The sequence below is a fragment of the Lysinibacillus sp. FSL H8-0500 genome, from assembly GCF_038051955.1.
Taxonomy (GTDB): Bacteria; Bacillota; Bacilli; order Bacillales_A; family Planococcaceae; genus Lysinibacillus; species Lysinibacillus macroides.
In genome coordinates, this window is sequence record NZ_CP150292.1 from 1121126 (window position 1) to 1141469 (window position 20344).

General features: G+C 38.6%; 20 protein-coding genes. All 20 read left to right on the forward strand.

What is annotated here, in order from left to right; translation table 11 throughout:
- Positions 1 to 6: 6 nt before the first annotated feature.
- Positions 7 to 180 (forward strand): 50S ribosomal protein L32, encoded by a 174-nt coding sequence (rpmF, locus tag MHB44_RS05155; RefSeq protein WP_004224819.1) that lies wholly within the window; start codon positions 7 to 9, stop codon positions 178 to 180.
- A 163-nt stretch (positions 181 to 343) separates the two neighbouring features.
- Positions 344 to 1111 (forward strand): enoyl-CoA hydratase/isomerase family protein, encoded by a 768-nt coding sequence (locus tag MHB44_RS05160; protein WP_341301838.1) that lies wholly within the window; start codon positions 344 to 346, stop codon positions 1109 to 1111.
- Between the two features lie 110 nt (positions 1112 to 1221).
- On the forward strand, positions 1222 to 1599 hold the full coding sequence (locus MHB44_RS05165; protein ID WP_341301839.1) for a transcriptional regulator: 378 nt from the start codon (positions 1222 to 1224) through the stop codon (positions 1597 to 1599).
- Between the two features lie 151 nt (positions 1600 to 1750).
- Complete coding sequence (locus tag MHB44_RS05170) at positions 1751 to 2656, forward strand: 2-dehydropantoate 2-reductase (protein ID WP_341301840.1); 906 nt, start codon at positions 1751 to 1753, stop codon at positions 2654 to 2656.
- Complete coding sequence (locus MHB44_RS05175; protein WP_053993825.1) at positions 2653 to 3048, forward strand: DUF3397 domain-containing protein; 396 nt, start codon at positions 2653 to 2655, stop codon at positions 3046 to 3048. Before MHB44_RS05170 ends, MHB44_RS05175 begins: the two co-directional genes overlap by 4 nt.
- A gap of 471 nt (positions 3049 to 3519) precedes the next feature.
- Positions 3520 to 5136, forward strand: a complete 1617-nt coding sequence (gene bshC, locus MHB44_RS05180) for a bacillithiol biosynthesis cysteine-adding enzyme BshC (protein ID WP_341301841.1) — start codon at positions 3520 to 3522, stop codon at positions 5134 to 5136.
- Between the two features lie 254 nt (positions 5137 to 5390).
- Positions 5391 to 5822, forward strand: a complete 432-nt coding sequence (gene mraZ, locus MHB44_RS05185) for a division/cell wall cluster transcriptional repressor MraZ (RefSeq protein ID WP_341301842.1) — start codon at positions 5391 to 5393, stop codon at positions 5820 to 5822.
- A gap of 58 nt (positions 5823 to 5880) precedes the next feature.
- Positions 5881 to 6831: a 16S rRNA (cytosine(1402)-N(4))-methyltransferase RsmH gene (gene rsmH, locus MHB44_RS05190; RefSeq protein ID WP_341301843.1), complete on the forward strand. Its 951-nt coding sequence runs from the start codon at positions 5881 to 5883 to the stop codon at positions 6829 to 6831.
- Positions 6832 to 7200: a cell division protein FtsL gene (locus tag MHB44_RS05195; RefSeq protein WP_341301844.1), complete on the forward strand. Its 369-nt coding sequence runs from the start codon at positions 6832 to 6834 to the stop codon at positions 7198 to 7200.
- Positions 7197 to 9446, forward strand: coding sequence for a penicillin-binding protein (locus MHB44_RS05200; protein WP_341301845.1), 2250 nt, complete (start codon positions 7197 to 7199; stop codon positions 9444 to 9446). Before MHB44_RS05195 ends, MHB44_RS05200 begins: the two co-directional genes overlap by 4 nt.
- Positions 9447 to 9493: 47 nt before the next feature.
- Positions 9494 to 11410 carry a stage V sporulation protein D gene (locus MHB44_RS05205; RefSeq protein WP_341301846.1) on the forward strand — a complete coding sequence of 639 codons (1917 nt, stop codon included), beginning with the start codon at positions 9494 to 9496 and terminating at the stop codon, positions 11408 to 11410.
- A gap of 126 nt (positions 11411 to 11536) precedes the next feature.
- Positions 11537 to 12508 carry a phospho-N-acetylmuramoyl-pentapeptide-transferase gene (gene mraY, locus MHB44_RS05210; RefSeq protein ID WP_341301847.1) on the forward strand — a complete coding sequence of 324 codons (972 nt, stop codon included), beginning with the start codon at positions 11537 to 11539 and terminating at the stop codon, positions 12506 to 12508.
- Positions 12508 to 13857 (forward strand): UDP-N-acetylmuramoyl-L-alanine--D-glutamate ligase, encoded by a 1350-nt coding sequence (gene murD / locus MHB44_RS05215; RefSeq protein ID WP_341301848.1) that lies wholly within the window; start codon positions 12508 to 12510, stop codon positions 13855 to 13857. The genes mraY and murD overlap by 1 nt, the downstream gene beginning before the upstream one ends.
- 40 nt (positions 13858 to 13897) lie before the next feature.
- On the forward strand, positions 13898 to 14977 hold the full coding sequence (gene ftsW, locus MHB44_RS05220) for a putative lipid II flippase FtsW (protein WP_341301849.1): 1080 nt from the start codon (positions 13898 to 13900) through the stop codon (positions 14975 to 14977).
- 20 nt (positions 14978 to 14997) lie between these two features.
- Entirely contained in the window at positions 14998 to 15828 is an 831-nt protein-coding gene (locus tag MHB44_RS05225; protein WP_341301850.1) for an FtsQ-type POTRA domain-containing protein, read from the forward strand.
- On the forward strand, positions 15809 to 16534 hold the full coding sequence (locus tag MHB44_RS05230) for a DUF881 domain-containing protein (RefSeq protein ID WP_341301851.1): 726 nt from the start codon (positions 15809 to 15811) through the stop codon (positions 16532 to 16534). Before MHB44_RS05225 ends, MHB44_RS05230 begins: the two co-directional genes overlap by 20 nt.
- A gap of 122 nt (positions 16535 to 16656) precedes the next feature.
- Positions 16657 to 17376: a DUF881 domain-containing protein gene (locus MHB44_RS05235; protein ID WP_341301852.1), complete on the forward strand. Its 720-nt coding sequence runs from the start codon at positions 16657 to 16659 to the stop codon at positions 17374 to 17376.
- 3 nt (positions 17377 to 17379) lie between these two features.
- Positions 17380 to 17751: a small basic family protein gene (locus MHB44_RS05240; RefSeq protein ID WP_341301853.1), complete on the forward strand. Its 372-nt coding sequence runs from the start codon at positions 17380 to 17382 to the stop codon at positions 17749 to 17751.
- Between the two features lie 95 nt (positions 17752 to 17846).
- On the forward strand, positions 17847 to 19130 hold the full coding sequence (ftsA, locus tag MHB44_RS05245) for a cell division protein FtsA (protein WP_341301854.1): 1284 nt from the start codon (positions 17847 to 17849) through the stop codon (positions 19128 to 19130).
- A gap of 53 nt (positions 19131 to 19183) precedes the next feature.
- Positions 19184 to 20344, forward strand: coding sequence for a cell division protein FtsZ (gene ftsZ, locus MHB44_RS05250; protein ID WP_341301855.1), 1161 nt, complete (start codon positions 19184 to 19186; stop codon positions 20342 to 20344).

A 20344-nucleotide genomic window follows, 5' to 3' on the forward strand; every position in this document is an offset into this window, starting at 1 on the left:
CCATCAATGGCTGTACCATTTAGAAGAACTTCTAAAACTGCAAAAAGAAAGCGTCGTACGCATTTCAAATTATCTGTACCTGGTATGGTAACTTGCCCTAACTGTGGCGAGGCTAAATTATCACACCGTGTTTGCAAAGCTTGCGGACAATACAAAGGTAAAGAAGTAGTTAGCAAATAATACAGTGTTTGCTCACTTAAAAGGCTAGTAGAGAGACCATGGCTCTGTACTAGCCTTTTTGTCAGCTTGAAAAGACGGAATATTTCGTTGATTATGAAGTTCTTTACAATAGTAAAATAATTGTATGATACAATTTATGCATTGAAACAAAGGGGGTAATAATATGTCTTATAAGATTGATAATGATGATGGCATTATGACGTTTACCATCAATCGTGAAGAAAAGCGTAATGCTGTGAATGATGAGGTAATGAATGGACTGCAAGAGGTCATTACATATATTCGTGAGCATGAGGATGTACGCTTTTTAGTAGTAACAGGTGCAGGAGATAAATCATTTTGCTCAGGAGGGGATTTATCAGAGTTTCATTCGTTGGAGACAGAGGATGAGGCATTTGGTATGTTAAGCAAGATGGGGAACATCTTATATGATCTTGCCACACTTCCTGTACCAACTATCGCACTAATAAATGGTACGGCTGTTGGTGGAGGCTGTGAAATTGCTACAGCCTGTGATTTTCGTCTACTAGCTAGTCATGCGAAATGTGGTTTTATTCAAGGAACCTTAGCTATTACAAGTGGCTGGGGCGGAGGTACATATCTATTTGAGCGAGGCTTGCGCCATGATCGTGCAATGAAGATGCTAGTGGATGCCAAGCCTTATCCAGCACAGCTACTATATGACATAGGATGGGCAATGCGTGTTTTTGAAGGCTCAAAAGAAGAGGCGTTAAATGATTTTATTGAACATATGCGAAAGATTCATCCATCTGTTCATAAAGCCTATAAAGAAATTGAGCTTCGTAAGTGGCGCGAGCGCAATATGTATAAGCGTGTGATGGAGGAAGTCCGCACCTGTGCAAAATTATGGGAAAGTGAAGCACATCACGAGGCTGTTAATAATTTCTTAACGAAGAAGAGCAATCAGTAAGGGATAGAGACAATGGTGAGAGGAAAACATCATCATTGTCTTTTTTCATGCAATGATTCTATTTTGCTTGCTTTTGCATATAGTAGTAAAAAATGCGAGGGTGATAGATTATGGAATTGAAAAAAAGAAAAGATCAATGGACAAAGGAAGACGATGAAAGACTTGCAGAAATTGTGTTGCATAATGTGCAAAATGGCAAAACACAGCTAGAGGCCTTTGAATTAGCCGCTGCAGAATTAGGTCGTACAAAACAGGCATGTGGTTTTCGATGGAATAAAACATTACGGGGTCAATATAGTCAGTCACTATTAGCTGTACGTAATCAGCCGCAACAATCTATGCGAAGTCACTTGAAATTAGCGTTGACAAGTTTTGACGAATTGACAGAGGCTTATCAAAATCTTGAAATGAAGCATCGTGAATTACAAAGTGAACATGAGAAGCTAGTGAAATGGCTACAGCAAGGATATTCATTAATGAAAGATTAACATCAATAGAGCAACGAAAAGGAAGTGTATTGGTTTTTCTATCTGTATATCGTCAACAATTCATCCATCCTGTATAATAGAAGAATATATGTAGGGGTGCCTTAGAAAATTCTGAGGCACCTTGTTCTTATAGGGAGGAAAGGAGAGAAGGATGATGAAGGTAGCGATTATTGGGGCTGGAGCGGTTGGGCGGTTAATCGCAAGCTTTTTCGCTGAAGCTGGTATGTCAGTCACATTTGTGGCAAGAAGACAGGAACAGGTAGATGAACTGAATACACATCAGTTAACACGTGTGAATGTGGACGGAACAACAACCATACATGCGGTTATGGCTACTACAAATTTAGCTACTTTACCACCACAAGATTTAGTCGTACTTGCTGTTAAATATGGTCATTTACAGAAGCTCTACGAACAAATTATTGCAGTAGCAAGTGATACACCCTTGGTATTTATGCAAAATGGTTTAGCGCATTTTGAGGAGGCACTTAAGTTACCACATAACAATATCGCTTTTTGTTCTGTAGCCTTCGGTGCGCGTGCATTAGGGCATTCTACAGTTCAACATAACGGGATTGGCTCGTGTAAAATTGCAATAGGGCGTGGACAGCAAAATGCCTTTCAAGAGGTGTTGCAACTACAAAATAGCTTGTTTCCTATAGAAGTTGTAGAAGATGCGCAGCAAATGCTCTTTGAAAAAGCAATATTTAATAGTTTAATTAACCCATTAACGGTTGTATTACAAGTGAAGAATGGGGAATTAGTGACAAATCAACAAGCCTTTCTGCTGATGCAAACTATCTATAAGGAGCTTACAGAAGCTTTTACAAATATTGAACAAACTATATCCTTTAACGATGTGGTAGACTTATGTTGGAAAACAGCCAAAAACACATCATCTATGCTTGCAGATCGTATGCAGGGTAGAAAAAGTGAGATTGACACAATTGTTGGCGTTATTCTTAGCAAAGCTTTGGTGAACGGTCATAATTTACCTACTTTGCGTACCCTATATCACCAAGTACTTGCGATAGAGGAGAGCGGTGAACAAAGTTGAAAGACCTCTTACATATCATCATTAGTATCATAATTTTTTGCCCAATTATCCTGTTTATCATTGTCTATCTGATTGGTCGAAAAATTAAAATTCGTGGCACACATGCATTTGGCGCAGCATCGGATATTACAACATTGTGCTTATTTTTTTCAGTACCCTTAGCAATTGGTGTACTTTGGCATATAAATGTAGGAGCACTTTTAGTGATGCTGGCGATAATGATGGCCATGATTTTTACATATATTGATTGGCGGACAAAAAAGGAGCTCGAAGTAAAGCTATTATTGAAAAAAATATGGCGTTTTTTGTTTTTAATACTGAGTACAGCCTATGTTGTCATTTGTATAATAGGTGTTATTCAATCTATTGTAGAATATTTACAGGTGGCTTAAGCATTTTCTTTTGATGTTGGCGCTATAAGCGTTAAAATAGTAGCATTCAAATAGTATCTCTAAATAAGCAAATATAATGATTGCATTTCTGTAGTAGGTAAACAAGAGCTTATAGTGCTGGTGTAAGGTTTTCGACAGGAACATATAGCATAACAAAAAAAGCCTGTAGAAAGCGAGTGCCAAAGTGAAAAGCTCTTGTATTTTAATAGAATGGACACAATTGTTTTGACATTCGCTTATGTATGAGTAGTAATAAAAAATATTCTATACAAATGGGAATATTGACTAAAATCTAGTGCTAGAAGCATAGAGTAAGACTATTCTGCTGTTGAAAATATACCTTTGTCACGCGGATTCAGCATTAAATGTTTTCTGTGCGAAAACGAAGTGACAGCAATATGAATAGCCTGTATGGAAGCAATTCTCATTAAAATAAGAAAATGATTTAGCGAGTAGAGGAGTTTTTGTTAAATGAAACTGGAGTCTATCCAAGCACCGATCAAGAATCATGTGCTAGCAGATTATTGGTCACCAAACACTGCCATCCATGAGTTTTTTGAATATGATTATAATGATCGAGCTTTTGAGAGAAGAGCAGCATATTTAGAACAGCATGCCCGTGATCAAAAAGAACTAACAGCAATTATCCGCCAATTTATGGAGCCACTTGGCTTATCGAACAAAGCGAATGAACATTTGAAACAATTAGAGCAAGGAGCTCTCGTAATAGTCGGTGGACAGCAAGCAGGTATCTTAACGGGTCCTCTTTACTCAGTTCATAAAGCGATTTCGGTGATTGCATTAGCAAAAGAACAAAGTGAAAAGCTACAGCAGCCTATCGTTCCTGTCTTTTGGATAGCTGGAGAAGATCATGATTTAGATGAAATTAATCATACCTATACAGTGCGTGGTGAGGCACTGAAAAAACATGCATATAGTGAGCGCTCGATACGCAAAACAATGGCATCTGCAACAGCATTGAATAAAGAGGCAATGACACAATTAATCAATAGCATTATAAAAGATTATGGAGAAACAGCGTTTACCGAAGGGTTAATGCAACAACTAGTAGATGCGCTAAATGTGAGTGAAACATTTACAGATTTCTTTGCACAACTGATGAATCGATTGTTTAAGGATGAAGGTTTATTGTTAATGGATGCAGCAGATTTGCAATTGCGTCAATATGAAAGTAATTCCTTTGCACGTATTATTCAGCATAGTGAAGAAATTGCGAGTGTTGTAACCGAAAAGGAAGAGGAGCTTGAACATGCTGGCTATGGCAAGCCCATTTTAGCGACCAATGAAGCAGCTAATTTATTCTACGTGAAGGATGGGGAGCGCCATCTTTTAGAAAGAAAAAATAAACTCTTTGTTAATTTAGCAGCAAATATTAAGCTTTCTCAAGAAGAGATTTTAGAGATTGCAGAGAAACAGCCTGAGTGTTTAAGTAATAATGTTGTGACTCGTCCACTAATGCAGGAAATGACATTACCTGTGCTGGCGTTTGTTGGTGGCCCCGGAGAGTTAGCATATTGGGCAACATTAAAAAATGCCTTTGCCGTATTGGATCTACAAATGCCGATTTTCGCACCTCGTCTGCAAATTACAATTGTAACTCGTCATGTTGAGCAATTATTACATGAATATCAGCTATCGGTTGCGGATGTATGGGATGGAAAAGCATTACAGCTGAAGGAGCGCTTTATTGCCGATGTGCAGGATTATGAGGCAAAACGTCAAATTCAAGCGATGCAGCAAATGATTACAGAAAAGTATAAGGAGCTTACATCCTATTTAGAAGAACAGCACCTCTATTTAGATAAAATACTTATAAAAAATCAAGAGCATCATCTCAAGCAATTTGACTATCTACAGCAAAAAATTGAACAAATGGTCCTTAACAAACATGAAACCACAATTCGGAAATTTACGACATTGCAAAATGAACTGTATCCAAATGATGGATTTCAAGAGAGAGTCTATAATCCATATCAATATTTCAATGAGTTTGGACCTATGTTTATGCGAGAAATGCTAAAGCAACAATATAGCATCGGTAAACACCACTATATACTTTATTTATAATTTCAAATACTGGATACTTTGTACCTAAATAATAATTTGCTACAATGTAGATTTGATGAATAATGTCGAGAAAAATAGTATATCAAGAGCTATCCTACTAAGGGTAGCTCTTTATTTATGTCATTTAGCATATGTCAAATAATTTCCTAAAAGTCTAATTACACATTAGGAGTAAAAATGTCAAGTTTTTTTAAAAAAAAGTGGAGGAAAGTGGGGGGATGTGGTACATTATTTAATAAAGTGGGGTGAGTAGTATGTTCATGGGAGAATATCAACACTCCGTTGATGCGAAAGGACGATTAATCGTACCGGCAAAATTTCGTGAAGCTTTAGGCGAAACGTTTGTGGTTACAAGAGGTCTCGATAATTGTCTATTCGGTTATCCTATGAATGAATGGCGAAAACTCGAAGAAAAGTTAAAAGATTTACCGATGACTAAAAAGGATACACGAGCATTTGCGAGGTTTTTCTTTTCTGGAGCAACTGAGGTAGAAATAGACAAGCAAGGACGTATCAATATCCCAGCTACGCTTATCCAACATGCACATCTTGTGAAGGAATGTGTAGTATTAGGCGTTTCCAATCGCATTGAAATTTGGGCTAAAGATGCCTGGGAAGCGTACTTTAGTGAGTCTGAGCAATCTTTTAATGAAATTGCAGAAAATATGATTGGCTTTGATTTTTAACTTTGATAGACAGGTTAGCGACAGCTAATAAGGTTAAGGCCTGAGAGGAGCGAGTGGTATGTTCGATCATACAACCGTGTTATTAAAAGAAACTGTTGATGGGTTGAACATCGATCCTGATGGTATTTATGTGGATTGTACGCTAGGTGGTGCAGGACACAGTGAATATTTAGTACAACAATTATCAGATAAAGGTCGTTTAATTTGCTTCGACCAAGATACAACGGCTATAGAAAATGCAAAAATTCGCTTAGCGCCCTTTATAGAGCGTGTAACATTTATCCATTCGAATTTTCGCTATTTAAAAGAGCAATTACTAGCTCATGGCATCGAACAGGTTGATGGTGTTTTATATGATTTAGGCGTATCTTCTCCACAGTTAGATACACCTGAACGAGGCTTTAGCTATCACCATGATGCCCCGCTCGATATGCGTATGGATCAAACAGCAACACTCACAGCATTTGAGGTTGTCAACGAGTGGGCATATGAGGACCTTGTGCGGATATTTTTCCGTTATGGGGAAGAAAAGTTTTCAAAGCAAGTGGCTCGTAAAATTGAAGCAGCGCGTAAGGTAGCGCCGATTGAAACGACTAGTCAACTTGTAGAATTAATTAAAGAGGGTATTCCAGCAGCGGCACGCCGAAAGGGTGGACATCCGGCGAAGCGCGTTTTCCAGGCAATACGAATTGCTGTCAATGACGAACTAGGCGCAGCAGAGGATTCATTAGTCGATGCGATTGAGATGATTAACGTAGGTGGACGTATCAGTGTTATTACATTCCATTCATTGGAAGACCGCCTATGCAAGACCATTTTTAAGGAAGCGTCATCATTACCGGAATTACCACCAAATTTACCTGTAATTCCTGATGACAAGAAGCCCACTTTAAAGCTTATTACGCGAAAACCGATTGTTCCCTCTGATGAGGAACTTGCGGTTAATAATCGTGCACGTTCAGCAAAGCTTAGAGTGGTAGAGAAAATTAACGACAAAGGGCGTGAGTAAATGGCAGCAGTTCGTGTAAGGCAGCACCAACATCAACAAGTGCAACAACCAATAACACCACCTAGTCCACAACCCACTATCAGACGTCGTAAAAAAACAAACCAGAAGTTTGAAAAAACAATGCTACTTTTATTAGTTGGTATGATCGCTGTATTAGGCATCTTTGTGCTAAATAAACAAGCAGCTATTCAAACAACAAGCATAGACATCCAAAAAATTGAAATAGAAGCAGATAAAGTGGCAAGAAAGAATGTTGACTTAACAGTTCGTGTAAGTGAACTTTCTACATATGAAAATATATGGAAAAAAGCGGAAAAACTCGGTTTAACTCAAAATGAGAAAAATGTAAAGGTAGTGCCGGGAGAATGAAAAAAAAGAGATTTCGATTCCAATGGGGAGCCTTTCTATTATTAATTTTTTATGGAGGGCTCTTTTTTCTATTATTCACAAGAATGGTAACCATTCAAGCGACGGGACAAATAGAAGGACAGGAGCTTGCTGCAAAAGCGGCAGCTAAGTATGGCAAAGAAAGTATAATTACAGCCAATCGAGGAAAGATTTATGATCGCAATGGTCAGGTGATAGCAGAGGATACATTAAGCTATCGATTAGTAGCAATTGTTAGTGAAGCGGCTACAACTAATGCAAAAGATCCTCGACATGTTGTGGATGCTGAAAAAACAGCAGAAGTTTTAGCTAAGCATATTCCTGAATTGAAGAAAGAGGATATTGTTAAAAAGTTAAATAACCGTTATCGAAGCGATGGGAAACCTCTATATCAAGTAGAGTTTGGTAGTGCAGGTCGAGGCATTAGTTATGAGGTTATGACGAAAATCAAGGAGGAAAAATTGCCAGGTATTTTATTTGTGAATGACTTAAAGCGTTATTATCCTAATGGTGTATTTGCCTCACATTTAATAGGCTATGCATTAAAAAAGGATAATGGCGATGGAACTACCATCACAAAAGGCGAAATGGGTCTTGAATATACGTATAATAAAGAGCTAACAGGTGTAAATGGGAAGGTCAAGTATGAAACAGATGCCTTTAGTTATTTGCTACCGAATAGTGAGAAAATGGTTACACCAGCAAAAGACGGAAATGATATTTATTTAACACTTGATAAAACTATTCAAAGCTTTTTAGAAGAAGCGATGACAAAGGTTGAAAATGAATATAGCCCTGAAGCAATGACAGCGGTTGTTGCAGATCCAAAAACAGGGAAAATTTTAGCGATGTCCCAGCGTCCTACATTTAACCCTGAAACACGAGATAGCCAAAATATGAAGTGGCTCAATGAAGTGATTGAGGAAACCATTGAACCTGGCTCAACCATGAAAACATTTACGCTTGCTTCGGCGATTGATACAAATACATGGCCACCAAATGCAACCTATGCGTCAGGTAGATACCAAGTGCTTGATCAGGTAATTAAAGACCATAATAATGGTAGAGGTTGGGGCACGATTACCTACTTACAAGGATTTCAACGGTCATCCAATACAGCGATGGCACACCTATTAAAAATTATTGGTGAAGATGTCTTTTTTGATTATTTAGATCGCTTTGGTTTTGGGCAGCAAACAGGCATTGATTTGCCAAATGAAGCAACAGGTACATTGTTATCCAAATATCCAGTTGAACGCGTAACGACTACTTTTGGTCAAGGTTCTACTGTAACGCCTATTCAGCTAGTACAGGCAATGACGGCTATCGCAAATGATGGCAAAATGATGCAGCCATACGTTATTGAGCGTATTGTAGACCCATCAACAGGAAAAGTTCTTCAAAACCATAAACCTGTTGAAAAAGGACAGCCAATTAAAGCAGATACAGCTAAACAAGTACGAGAAATTCTTGCGTCTACATTAACAGCTGAAAAAGGTACAGCAAAGGATTTTATACTGGAGGATTACGAGGTAGCTGGGAAAACAGGTACTGCCCAAATTCCAAAAGCAAGTGGCGGTTATCTTTCAAACCAATATCTTTATTCTTTTTTAGGCTTGGCTCCTGTAGATGATCCACAGTTGATTGTCTATGTTTCCGTGAAAAAGCCAAAATTAAAACAGGGGGAGCAAGGTTCGGTGCCTGTATCGAAAGTATTTAATCCTGTTATGTTAAATAGCTTAAAGCATCTAAATATTAATCCTGGTGATGTCCAGCATGTGGAGCAGGTAAGCATTCAGGATTATACAGACCGCAATGCAGAGGCTATTCAAGTAGAGTTAGCAAATGATGGTTTACAGCCAGTAATTGTTGGCGGTGGCGGTCAAATTATTGATCAATATCCAAAAGATGCTCAAAAACTCGTAAAAGGTAGTTTTGTATTTTTAAAAACAGATGGTGATAGTACATTACCAGACTTTACGAATTGGTCATTACGAAATTTACTTGTTTTCAAGGCAATGACAGGAATAGAGATGGAAATTTTCGGTGAGGGCTTTGTTGCTAGTCAGAGCGTATCAGCAGGAACGGTTATTAATGATAGCTCACCAATTGTTGTCAAACTTAAAACGCCTGCTGAAAGTTTTATACAGGATGTGGAAGCTGCCACTGAGGGAGAAGTCTCAGAAGAGGAGCTTGAACAAACAGAGGGTGAAAATAACGCTGAATAGAAGTCCACTTTCTTTCATACGTTGTAAAAAACAAGGTGTGATGTCGAATGAAGTGGATTTCTATCCATTCTAAAAAACGTTTACGAATTTTATATGTACTGTTTATGTGTGTAGTAGCAGCAATTATTATTCGGTTGTTCTTTTTGCAGGTATTGGATCAAAAAGAACTGACGAAGAAGGCAGAAGAAAACTGGGATCGAGAAATTCCATTTGCCAATGAACGAGGGCATATTACAGATCGTGATGGTGAAAGTATTGTCACGAATAAGCTAGCACCTACTTTATACTTTATGCCTGCTCAAAGTAAGGATATTGAAGGAGCAGCTGAAAAAATTGCACAAGTTTTAGAAGTGGATAAAGAGAAGCTTCTCGAGAAGATGATGAAAAAAGATTACTTAGTCAAGCTAGCACCAGAAGGAAAAAATATCCCCTATGAAAAAGCAGTGAAATTACAAGGGATGCAAATTGAAGGACTCTATAGTGGTGTTGATTATTCTCGGGACTATCCTTATGGTACGATGCTTTCTCGATTTTTAGGCTTTACAGGCTATGATGCCCAGGGCTTGGCTGGTATTGAATATGAATATAATAAATTTTTAACAGCTAACTCTTCTGCAATTCGTCTTTTTACGGATGCTAAGGGCAATAATTTATCAAATGTTGCGAGTGCTTGGAAAGCAGGAGAAGATGGAGCAACGATTGAGCTAACTATTGATGTGGATGTCCAGCAGGTCATTGAGCGTGAATTATCGCAGGCAATGAAGCGCTATGATGCTGATCAAGCATTGGCTATTGCAATGAATCCAAATAATGGTGAAATTTTAGCATTAGCCTCCTATCCAACTTTTCATCCTGCTAACTATCAATTAGTGGAACCAGCTATCTATAATCGAAATTTACCAGTGTGGATGACCTATGAGCCAGGCTCTACTTTTAAAATTATTACCCTTAGTGCAGCATTGGAAGAAAATTTAGTGGATTTAGAAAATGACACATTTCATGATCCAGGGTATACAATGGTTGCTGGCGCTAAGCTTCGATGCTGGAAGCGTGAGGGACATGGACATGAAACCTTTTTAGAGGTAGTTGAAAACTCCTGTAACCCAGGCTTTATCGAACTAGGACAGCGACTAGGCAATGAACGCCTGCTGCAATATATTAAAGATTTTGGCTTTGGTCAAAAGACAGGTTCTAATATTGCTGGCGAAGCCTCTGGGATTTTATTTTCTAAGGAAGCCTTTGGACCTGTTGAGCAGGCCACTACTTCATTTGGGCAAGGAGTAGCCGTAACGCCAATTCAACAAGTTCAAGCGGTTGCTGCTGCCATCAATGGAGGCAAGCTTTATACGCCGTATGTTGTGAAAAAGGTTTTTAATCCAAAAACAGGAGAGGTTATACAAGAAACGAAATCAACTGTTAAAAATCAGGTGATTCGAGAGGAAACCTCTGCAAAGGTTCGAGGTGCATTGGAGTCTGTAGTGGCGAATGGCTCAGGGCGACAAGCCTTTCGAGATGGCTTACGGATTGGTGGTAAAACAGGAACAGCACAAAAGGTCGAGAATGGCCGTTATAAAAGTGGAGAATATATTGTATCTTTTATTGGCTTTGCACCAGCAGACAATCCCCAAATTGTCGTCTATGTAGCTGTTGACAATCCAAAAAAGACGACACAATTTGGTGGTGTTGTAGCAGCACCTATTGTTGGGCAAATGATTGAGGATGTTGCACCTTTTGTAGGTATTGAAAAATCAAAGGAACAGCTTGAAAAGGATTATCGTTATGGCGATCCAATTACTGTGAAGGTACCGAATTTTATCGGTCAAACAAAAGATGATATTGCTAAGCAATTTTATCCATTCCGTATAGAATGGCATGGAGAAGGCACTAAAATTGGCAATCAATTGCCTGAAGTGGATAGTGTTATCAAACAAGATGGTACCATTCATTTATATTTGGAGAACTAATATAACTTTACCTTTAAAAAATGGGAAAAAACCACTATTATTATGAAGGGTAGTAATAAATACAATGAAAGTTTATGCTTTTTTCCAAAAGAAGAAAGTGAAACAAGATTTAAAGGAGATTTTTCAATGAAACTCGCAACAACACTTACCATTTTAGCTCTTGCTTTTATAGTAACAGTTATCCTGGCACCAATTAGTATTCCACTTCTTCGCCGCCTAAAATTTGGGCAAAGTATTCGTGAGGAAGGGCCAAAATCCCATATGAAAAAAGCTGGTACACCGACAATGGGAGGTATTATTTTCTTAATTTCTATTATCCTAACGACTGTGGGTGTAGGGAGCTTTTTAGATTTATTAACAACCCAAACCATCGTGCTGCTATTAGTATTAGCAGGGTTTGGATTAATCGGTTTATTGGATGATGGCTTAAAGGTTGTTTTTAAGCGAAATTTAGGATTAACTTCACTTCAAAAGCTGATTGGTCAAATTATTATTGCCATTCTTGCTTATTTCCTTCTGCATATTGGGTCGTTTGATACAACGCTTGCGGTTCCATTTACAGAGTGGACAATTGATCTTGAAGTTTTCTATGTAGCCTTTTTAATTTTCTGGTTAGTAGGCTTCTCAAATGCAGTGAATTTAACGGATGGCTTGGATGGACTAGTAGCAGGAACAGCGTCTATTGCCTTTGCCGCATTTGGTGTTATTGCACTCTTCCAAAGTCAAGCAGATATCGCTCTATTTGCATTTGCTGTAACAGGTGCCTTATTAGGATTTTTACTGTTTAATGCTAATCCAGCAAAGGTATTTATGGGTGATACAGGTTCATTAGCATTAGGTGGCGCATTAGCGATGGTATCCGTCTTAGTAAAAGAAGAGTTTTTACTATTGTTGGTGGGCTTGGTATTTGTAATTGAAACACTATCTGTTATTTTGCAGGTAGGTAGCTTCAAGCTTCGAAAAAAACGTATTTTTAAAATGAGTCCTATCCATCATCATTTTGAATTATCAGGGTGGTCAGAATGGAAAGTAGTGCTTGTGTTTTGGTCAACTGCCTTAGCAGTAGCATTGATTGCAGTCTTATCGGAGGCGTTTTAATGAAAAACTATACAGATTTACAACATAAAAAGATACTTGTGCTAGGTCTAGCTAAAAGTGGAGTGGCAGCTGCTGAAATTTTACATGAGCTTGGCGCCTTTGTAACAGTTAATGATTCCAAACCATTTGATGAAAGCCCAGATGCCCAGGGTTTATTACAAAAAGGCATTACAGTAATTTGTGGCCGCCATCCTGAGGATTTACTTGATGAGGGCTTTGAATTAGTAGTGAAAAATCCAGGGATTCCTTATAGTAATCGCATTGTGGCTGATGCGATTAGCCGAGAGATTCCTGTATGGACAGAAATTGAGCTTGCTTATTTAATTAGCGAAGCACCGTTTATTGGTATCACAGGCTCAAATGGTAAAACAACAACGACAACATTAATTTTTGATATGCTTAATAAAGGTAATAAAAATCCATTGATTGCTGGTAATATTGGCACAGTAGCCTGCGGTGTTGCGAAAGAAGCAACGCAGGATAATGTGATTGTGACAGAGTTGTCTTCATTTCAATTAATGGGGACGCAAACATTTAAGCCTAAAATTTCCATATTAACAAATCTTTATGATGCTCATCTCGATTATCATGGGACATTTGATAATTATGCACAAGCAAAGTTTGCTGTGGCTCGGAATCAAGATAGTAGTGATTATTTTATTTATAATGCGGATCAACCGATTGTTGCGGATTATGCAGCACGATCACATGCACAAAAAATTCCATTTAGTGTTACCAAACGTACAGCAAATGGGATTAGTGCCGATGATACAACGATTTACTGGCAAGGCGAGCCTTATATGGAACGAGCCAATATCGCGTTGCCAGGTAAGCATAATTTAGAAAATATTTTAGCAGCAGTAGCAGCCTGTATATTAGTGGGCTGTGCTAAAGAAAAAATGGAAGAGGTTTTAGCGACATTTGGAGGTGTAAGACATCGTACACAATTTGTCCGTGAGTGGAATGGTCGAAAGATTTACAATGACTCCAAAGCAACAAACTGTTTAGCTACAAAGAGTGCATTAGATGCCTTCCAAGCACCTGTTATTTTACTAGCAGGGGGCTTAGATCGCGGGCACTCTTTTGAAGAATTACGCCCTTGCATGCATCATGTAAAAGGTGTTGTCGCATTTGGTGAAACAGGTTTACGTTTTGTAGAGTTTGCGAAATCCTGTGGTGTTTCACAAACAGTTATTGCACAGAATGTAGAAGATGCTGTCCATTATGCCGCACCGATGTCAGCAGAGGGTGATGTGATTTTATTATCGCCAGCATGTGCAAGTTGGGATCAATATGACAGCTTTGAAATACGCGGCGATGTTTTTATTGATGCTGTAATGAAGCTGTAATGGCCCTGTAACTATTTTAGAATATACTTGACTTGGAAGGATGGCATTACTGAGAGGGAAAGAAAGCTACTTATTGCTCGTCACAACTTTGATGCTATCAATAATCGGCATTATTTTCGTCTATTCTGCAGGTACTTATTGGAGTGCCATTCATTATAGTGGAAAAATGCCGTTTTATATGAAGCAAAGTGTCTATTTTGTGGTTGCGATGATCGTGTTTTTCATCACAATTCGTTTAAATATTTTGAGAGAGCAGTCCTTTTGGAAAATGGCTTATATATTTTCGCTTATTTTACTTGTTCTTGTGTTAATCCCAGGAATTGGACTTGTGCGAAATGGCTCTCAAAGCTGGATTGGTGTAGGACCATTAACAATTCAGCCAGCAGAGCTAGCGAAAATTACAGTCATTGTGTATTTGAGCCATATATTGGCGCAACATAAAACAGGAGCACCGATTGTAAATTGGCGTCATGGCTTGATCTTGCTATTACCTGTTGTGCTTATTATGTTGCAGCCTGATTTTGGCTCTGTATTTATTCTAGTCGTTTCAGTGTTTTTATTGTTTTTTGTAGCAGGTTATCCCTTAAAGCTATACGCCATCATTATGTTGGCTGGCATTGCGGGATTAGTAGGGATGATTGTGACAGCACCATACCGACTCAAGCGAATAGAGGCATTTCTTGATCCTTGGGCTGATCCTTTGGTAAGTGGATTTCAAGCGGTCCAATCACTCATGGCAATTGGGCCAGCTGGTATCTTTGGACATGGCTTTGGCCAAAGTCGCCAAAAGTTTTTATACTTGCCAGAGCCACAAAATGATTTTATTTATGCCATTATTTTAGAAGAGATTGGATTAATCGGGGGTCTCGTTATTTTAGCCCTTTTTGTACTAGTTATTTATGCAGGCTATAAATTTGCTGTACAGGCTAAAACGCGAACATCCTACTATGCCATTATAGGGCTTGTGACAATGCTGATGGTGCAAGCATTTCTTAATATAGCTGTAGTAATTGGTTTAGTGCCCGTAACAGGCGTAACATTGCCTTTTATTAGCTACGGAGGAACATCTTTAGTAACAATGTGGTTAATAATAGGTATTATTTATCAATTAGCGAAATAAATATAAAGGAGGGGTACTTTTTGGAGAAAGTAATTGATATAGAAGATCGTATACCTACGCTAAAAAAGCGACGAAAAAAGCGTACAAATCGGAAATTTATCGTACTTATATTACTTTTCTTTATTGTTTTAGCGGTACTCCTTTATTTTCAATCTCCGTACAGCGATATTAAGAAAATAACTGTTAATGGTGCTAAGCTTGCAGATAAACAATATTATTTGGAAGTGAGTACGCTTGAACCAGGTAAATCGATGTGGGGCTTTAAAGTAGAAGATATTGAAAAGCAGTTACTAAACGATGAATGGGTAAAGGAAGCACATGTTAAGCGTAATTGGCTGCAAGGCATCACGATTACTATTAAAGAATGGAAAAAGGTTGCGTATTTAGCTGGTGACGGCACCTATTATCCCCTGCTTGAAAATGGCAAGCGTTTCGAGCAAACAGGTAATGATCATCCCATTGATGCACCTGTTTTTCTCGGCATAACCGGTGAAAAAACGATTCATAGGCTTGTTGAGCAACTAGCGCAGTTAAAGCCAGAGGTATTAGCTTTAATTTCTCAGGTTAACACAAATAATAATGAAACGAATCCAAATGCAGTGAAGCTTTATATGAATGATGGCTATGAGGTACGAGCTGTTGTTCAAACATTAGCGGAAAAGTTAAATTATTACCCTTCAATTGTAGCACAGATTGCTAACTTGGAAAAAGGTGTCATCGATTTAGAAGTTGGCTCCTACTATCGTCCTTTTAATGAGGAGTACAATAAGCTAGACATCGACATAGAAGCTAGTGTAGATGGGGAAATGGTTAACCAGGAAGTGACAGAAGATGAACAACAAGAAGAATAGCAAGGGAAGTTTTTTTACTAGAAGACAATTTGAATTATTGATTGTTTGTATAACAACAGGATTTATTATCGGCTATTCATACAACCAGGCGCAAGATAAGCGTGAAGCAGGTACCATAGATTCCGAGCTTTTTGAGCAAGAAGAGTCATACCGGGAGGAGCTAATTACACAGCAGGAACGCAACAAGGAACTTTCAGAGGAATTAAACAGTCTACAAGAACAGATTCGGAAATATGAAAAATCATTTGTTGCTGATGAAAAAGCCTATCAAAAACTAGTGGAGCAGGCGGAGGATTTACGGCTATTACTTGGCGAATTAAAGGGTGAAGGAAAGGGCGTACGTATCACATTGCAAGATGGAGACTATGATCCGAAATCCTTCAATCCTAACGAGTATATTGTCCATGAAAGCCATATTTTTAAATTGCTAAATGAGCTTAAAATTTCGGGTGCTCAAGCGATTGCCATCAATGGACAACGGGTAATGGCTACCTCCTATATTCGCTGTAATGGTCCAGTGATAACAATTGATGGTACACAGCATCCTGCTCCATTTGTCATTGAAGCGATAGGTGATGCCAAAACTTTACTGGCTTCTTTAAATTTAAATGGTGGTGTAGTCGATCAATTATTAAACGATAATATCGTGGTATCACTAGAAGAAAGTCAGAAGCTGACAATGCCAAAAGCAAAAGTAGAAAGTTAAGGACAAGCTCTATTTTACATTAAATGTTCAATGTTAGCCTCCAAATAAGTGGCTGATTGTAGAAGCTTACAATTGAGGATCGTATTCTAAGGAGGCATACGATACGTCTAGGAGGGGCTATTTTGCAAAGAAATATGTATACCCGAATAACGATCGTGCTATTTATTATCGGTTTGATGATAGCGGTACAATACAATACCATGCAAAAACCAGCTGAGCGAGATACACGAGATATTTGGGCAATCAGAGAGGAATTGGCACAAGAAAAACAACGACATTCCACATTACTGGCAGAAATTCGCTCACTGCAGGAAGTAGTGGGTCGCTATGAGCAATCTGAAAAAGTGAATCAGCAGGCAGCTTTAACAGAAACCTTTAATCGTTTAAAGCTCCAGGCAGGCCTCACAGAAGTCAAAGGGCCAGGGGTGATACTTCAGGTTGAACCTGCGGCAGAATTAATAGCCATGGGTTATGAAATAAAAGAAATTTCACCAGATTTATTAACACAATTATTAAATGAGCTTTTTAAAAACGATGCTACAAGTGTCTCGATAGATGGAAATCGTGTTGTTCAAACAACCGCTATTCGAGATATTAATGGAAGGACAACAGTGAATAGTCTACCACTGTCTTCGTCATCCTTTGTAATTTATGTTGGGACAAGCGATTTTAAGGCAGCTCAAAAAATGTATAATTCGCTACAAGCCTCCACATTTATTGATTCGTTTTATTTAGATAATTATAAATTAGGGATTGGGGAGCCCATCGAACACTTACAAATACCAGCATTTGATCAGCCATTGACAAATGATTATTTAGCAGAGGTAAAAAAAGGAGATTAATATATGTGGCTACCATTTTTAGGTTTGATATTTGGACTTGCACTTGGCTTATTAACAAATATACAAATCCCCTCTATATATGAAAATTATCTGTCAATAGCTGTGTTAGCAGCTTTAGATACATTATTTGGTGGTATTCGCGCTCAATTACAACAAGTATATGATGACAAAGTATTTCTATCAGGATTCTTTTTTAATATTGTACTCGCAGCCGGACTAGCCTTTTTAGGCGTGAATTTAGGGATAGATTTGTATTTAGCAGCCATTTTCGCTTTCGGTGTACGTTTGTTCCAAAATATAGCAATAATTAGGCGTATTTTACTAATACGCATAGATGAGAAACATCACAATAATAAGAAAACTCCTATAGAATAAGAGAAAAATTGACCAAAATACCCGATTTGCTTAGACATTATGCTAAATTTACAATAGAATGAAAATAAGAGGATTTTCCAAGGAGGTGCAGCGAATTGAATCAGCAAGATTTATACATTTCTCTTGATATAGGGTCGTCCTCTATCAAGGTATTAATCGGTGAAATGAGTGACGGACAATTACATGTAATTGGCGTCGGAAATGTAAAATCGAATGGCGTTCGAAAAGGTGCAATTGTTGATATTGATGCAACAGTCCAATCTATTCGAAAGGCAGTAGAACAAGCCGAACGAATGACAGGCTATCAAATTCAAGAAGTCGTTTTAGGTGTTCCTGCTAACCAGACGATGTTACAGCTAGTTAAAGGCGTTGTCGCTGTAAATAGTGAAAACAGAGAAATTACAGATGATGATTTAGACAGAGTGGTAGAATCTGCACAAGTCATGTCGATACCTCCTGAACGTGAATTAGTGAACATCATTCCGAGACAGTTTATTGTGGATAATCTTGATGAAATTAAAGATCCACGTGGTATGATTGGCATTCGTCTCGAAATGGATGCAACAATGATAACAACATCCAAAACGCTTTTACACAATGTTCTTCGCTGTGTGGAGCGAGCTGGTTTAAGTATACGAGAAATATATTTGCAGCCATTAGCAGCAGGCTACTTCGCTTTAACAGAAGACGAAAAGAACCAAGGGACTGCCTTTATAGATTTGGGAGGTGGCTCTACAACAATTGCCGTATTTGAAGAGGGATTGTTAACGCATACAGGTGTTATACCAGTCGGTGGTGATCATATAACGAAAGATATTTCAATCGTTTTAAAAACCCCAACAGAGCAAGCAGAGCAAATAAAACACCAATTTGGACATGCCTTTTATGACGATGCATCAGATGATGAAGTTTTTGAAGTGCCAATTGTGGGTACAGATTCTACTGACCAGTATAGCCAGCGTTATATATCAGAAATTATTGGTGCTCGTTTAGAGGAGTTATTGGAGTTAGTGATTGACGAATTGGCACGTTTAGGTGTTCGAGATTTACCAGGTGGCGTTGTTTTAACAGGTGGTGTTGCAAAGCTTGAAGGTATCGCCCAATTAGCACGTCAAATTCTACAAACGCGTGTAAGAATCTATACACCCGATTATATTGGCGTCAGAGAGCCTTCATTTGCGACGGCAGTTGGACTTATTCGTTACGCCCATTTAGAAGATGATTTTTACGGTAAAAGTACGAATACGCAGCCTGTTGAATATGCAGTTGTAGGAGCTCAAGCAGCTACACATAAAAAGCAAGAGTATTCTGCACCTTCAGAACCAAAAGAAAGCGTAATCGGGAAAGCAAAAAAGTTATTTGATAAGTTTTTTGATTAACTAGAATGCGTAATGAATGATACAGAGTCGAGTTACCGTGGGAGGAAAAAGAGATGTTAGAATTTGATACAAGTGTTGATGAACTTGCAGTAATAAAGGTCATAGGCGTTGGCGGTGGCGGTAACAATGCTGTTAATCGCATGATTGAGCATGGTGTACAAGGTGTTGACTTTATCGCAGTGAACACAGATGCACAGGCATTAAATTTATCAAAAGCGGAAGTAAGGCTTCAAATTGGTGCTAAACTAACGCGAGGATTAGGTGCAGGAGCAAACCCTGAAGTAGGTAAAAAGGCTGCAGAAGAAAGTCGTGAGCAACTAGAAGAGGTGCTACGCGGTGCGGATATGGTCTTCGTCACAGCAGGTATGGGAGGCGGAACAGGCACTGGTGCAGCCCCTGTAATTGCACAAATTGCTCGTGAGCTGGGAGCCCTTACAGTAGGTGTTGTGACACGCCCATTCACATTTGAAGGGCGTAAACGTCAAACACAGGCTATTGGTGGGATTGGTGGCATGAAAGAATCAGTGGATACACTAATCGTTATTCCAAATGACAAGCTCCTACAAATTGTCGATAAATCTACACCAATGTTAGAAGCTTTCAGAGAAGCTGACAATGTTTTACGTCAAGGTGTACAAGGTATTTCAGATTTAATTGCCACACCGGGTCTTATTAACTTAGACTTTGCTGATGTGAAAACAATTATGTCTAACAAGGGTTCTGCATTAATGGGTATTGGTATTGCTACAGGCGAAAACAGAGCTTCTGAAGCAGCAAAGAAAGCGATTTCCAGTCCTCTGCTTGAATCGTCAATTGATGGAGCTAAAGGTGTTCTTATGAACATTACAGGCGGCTCGAATCTTAGCTTATTTGAAGTCCAAGAGGCGGCAGATATCGTAGCATCTGCGTCCGATGAAGAAGTCAATATGATTTTCGGTTCAGTAATTAATGAAAATCTAAAAGATGAAATCATCGTGACAGTTATTGCGACAGGTTTCTCAGAGGAAGTTTTACAGCAACAACGCAGTACACCGAAACCGTCACTCAATATAAATAATAGACAATCTGCTCCGCAGCAACAGGCACCTATTCGTGAACAACGACAAGAAATGCCTATACAACAAGAGCAGCCACGTCAAAATCAGCAAAATTATGCACAAGATGATATGCTTGAAGTACCAGCATTTTTACGCAACCGTAAAAATCGTGGGTAA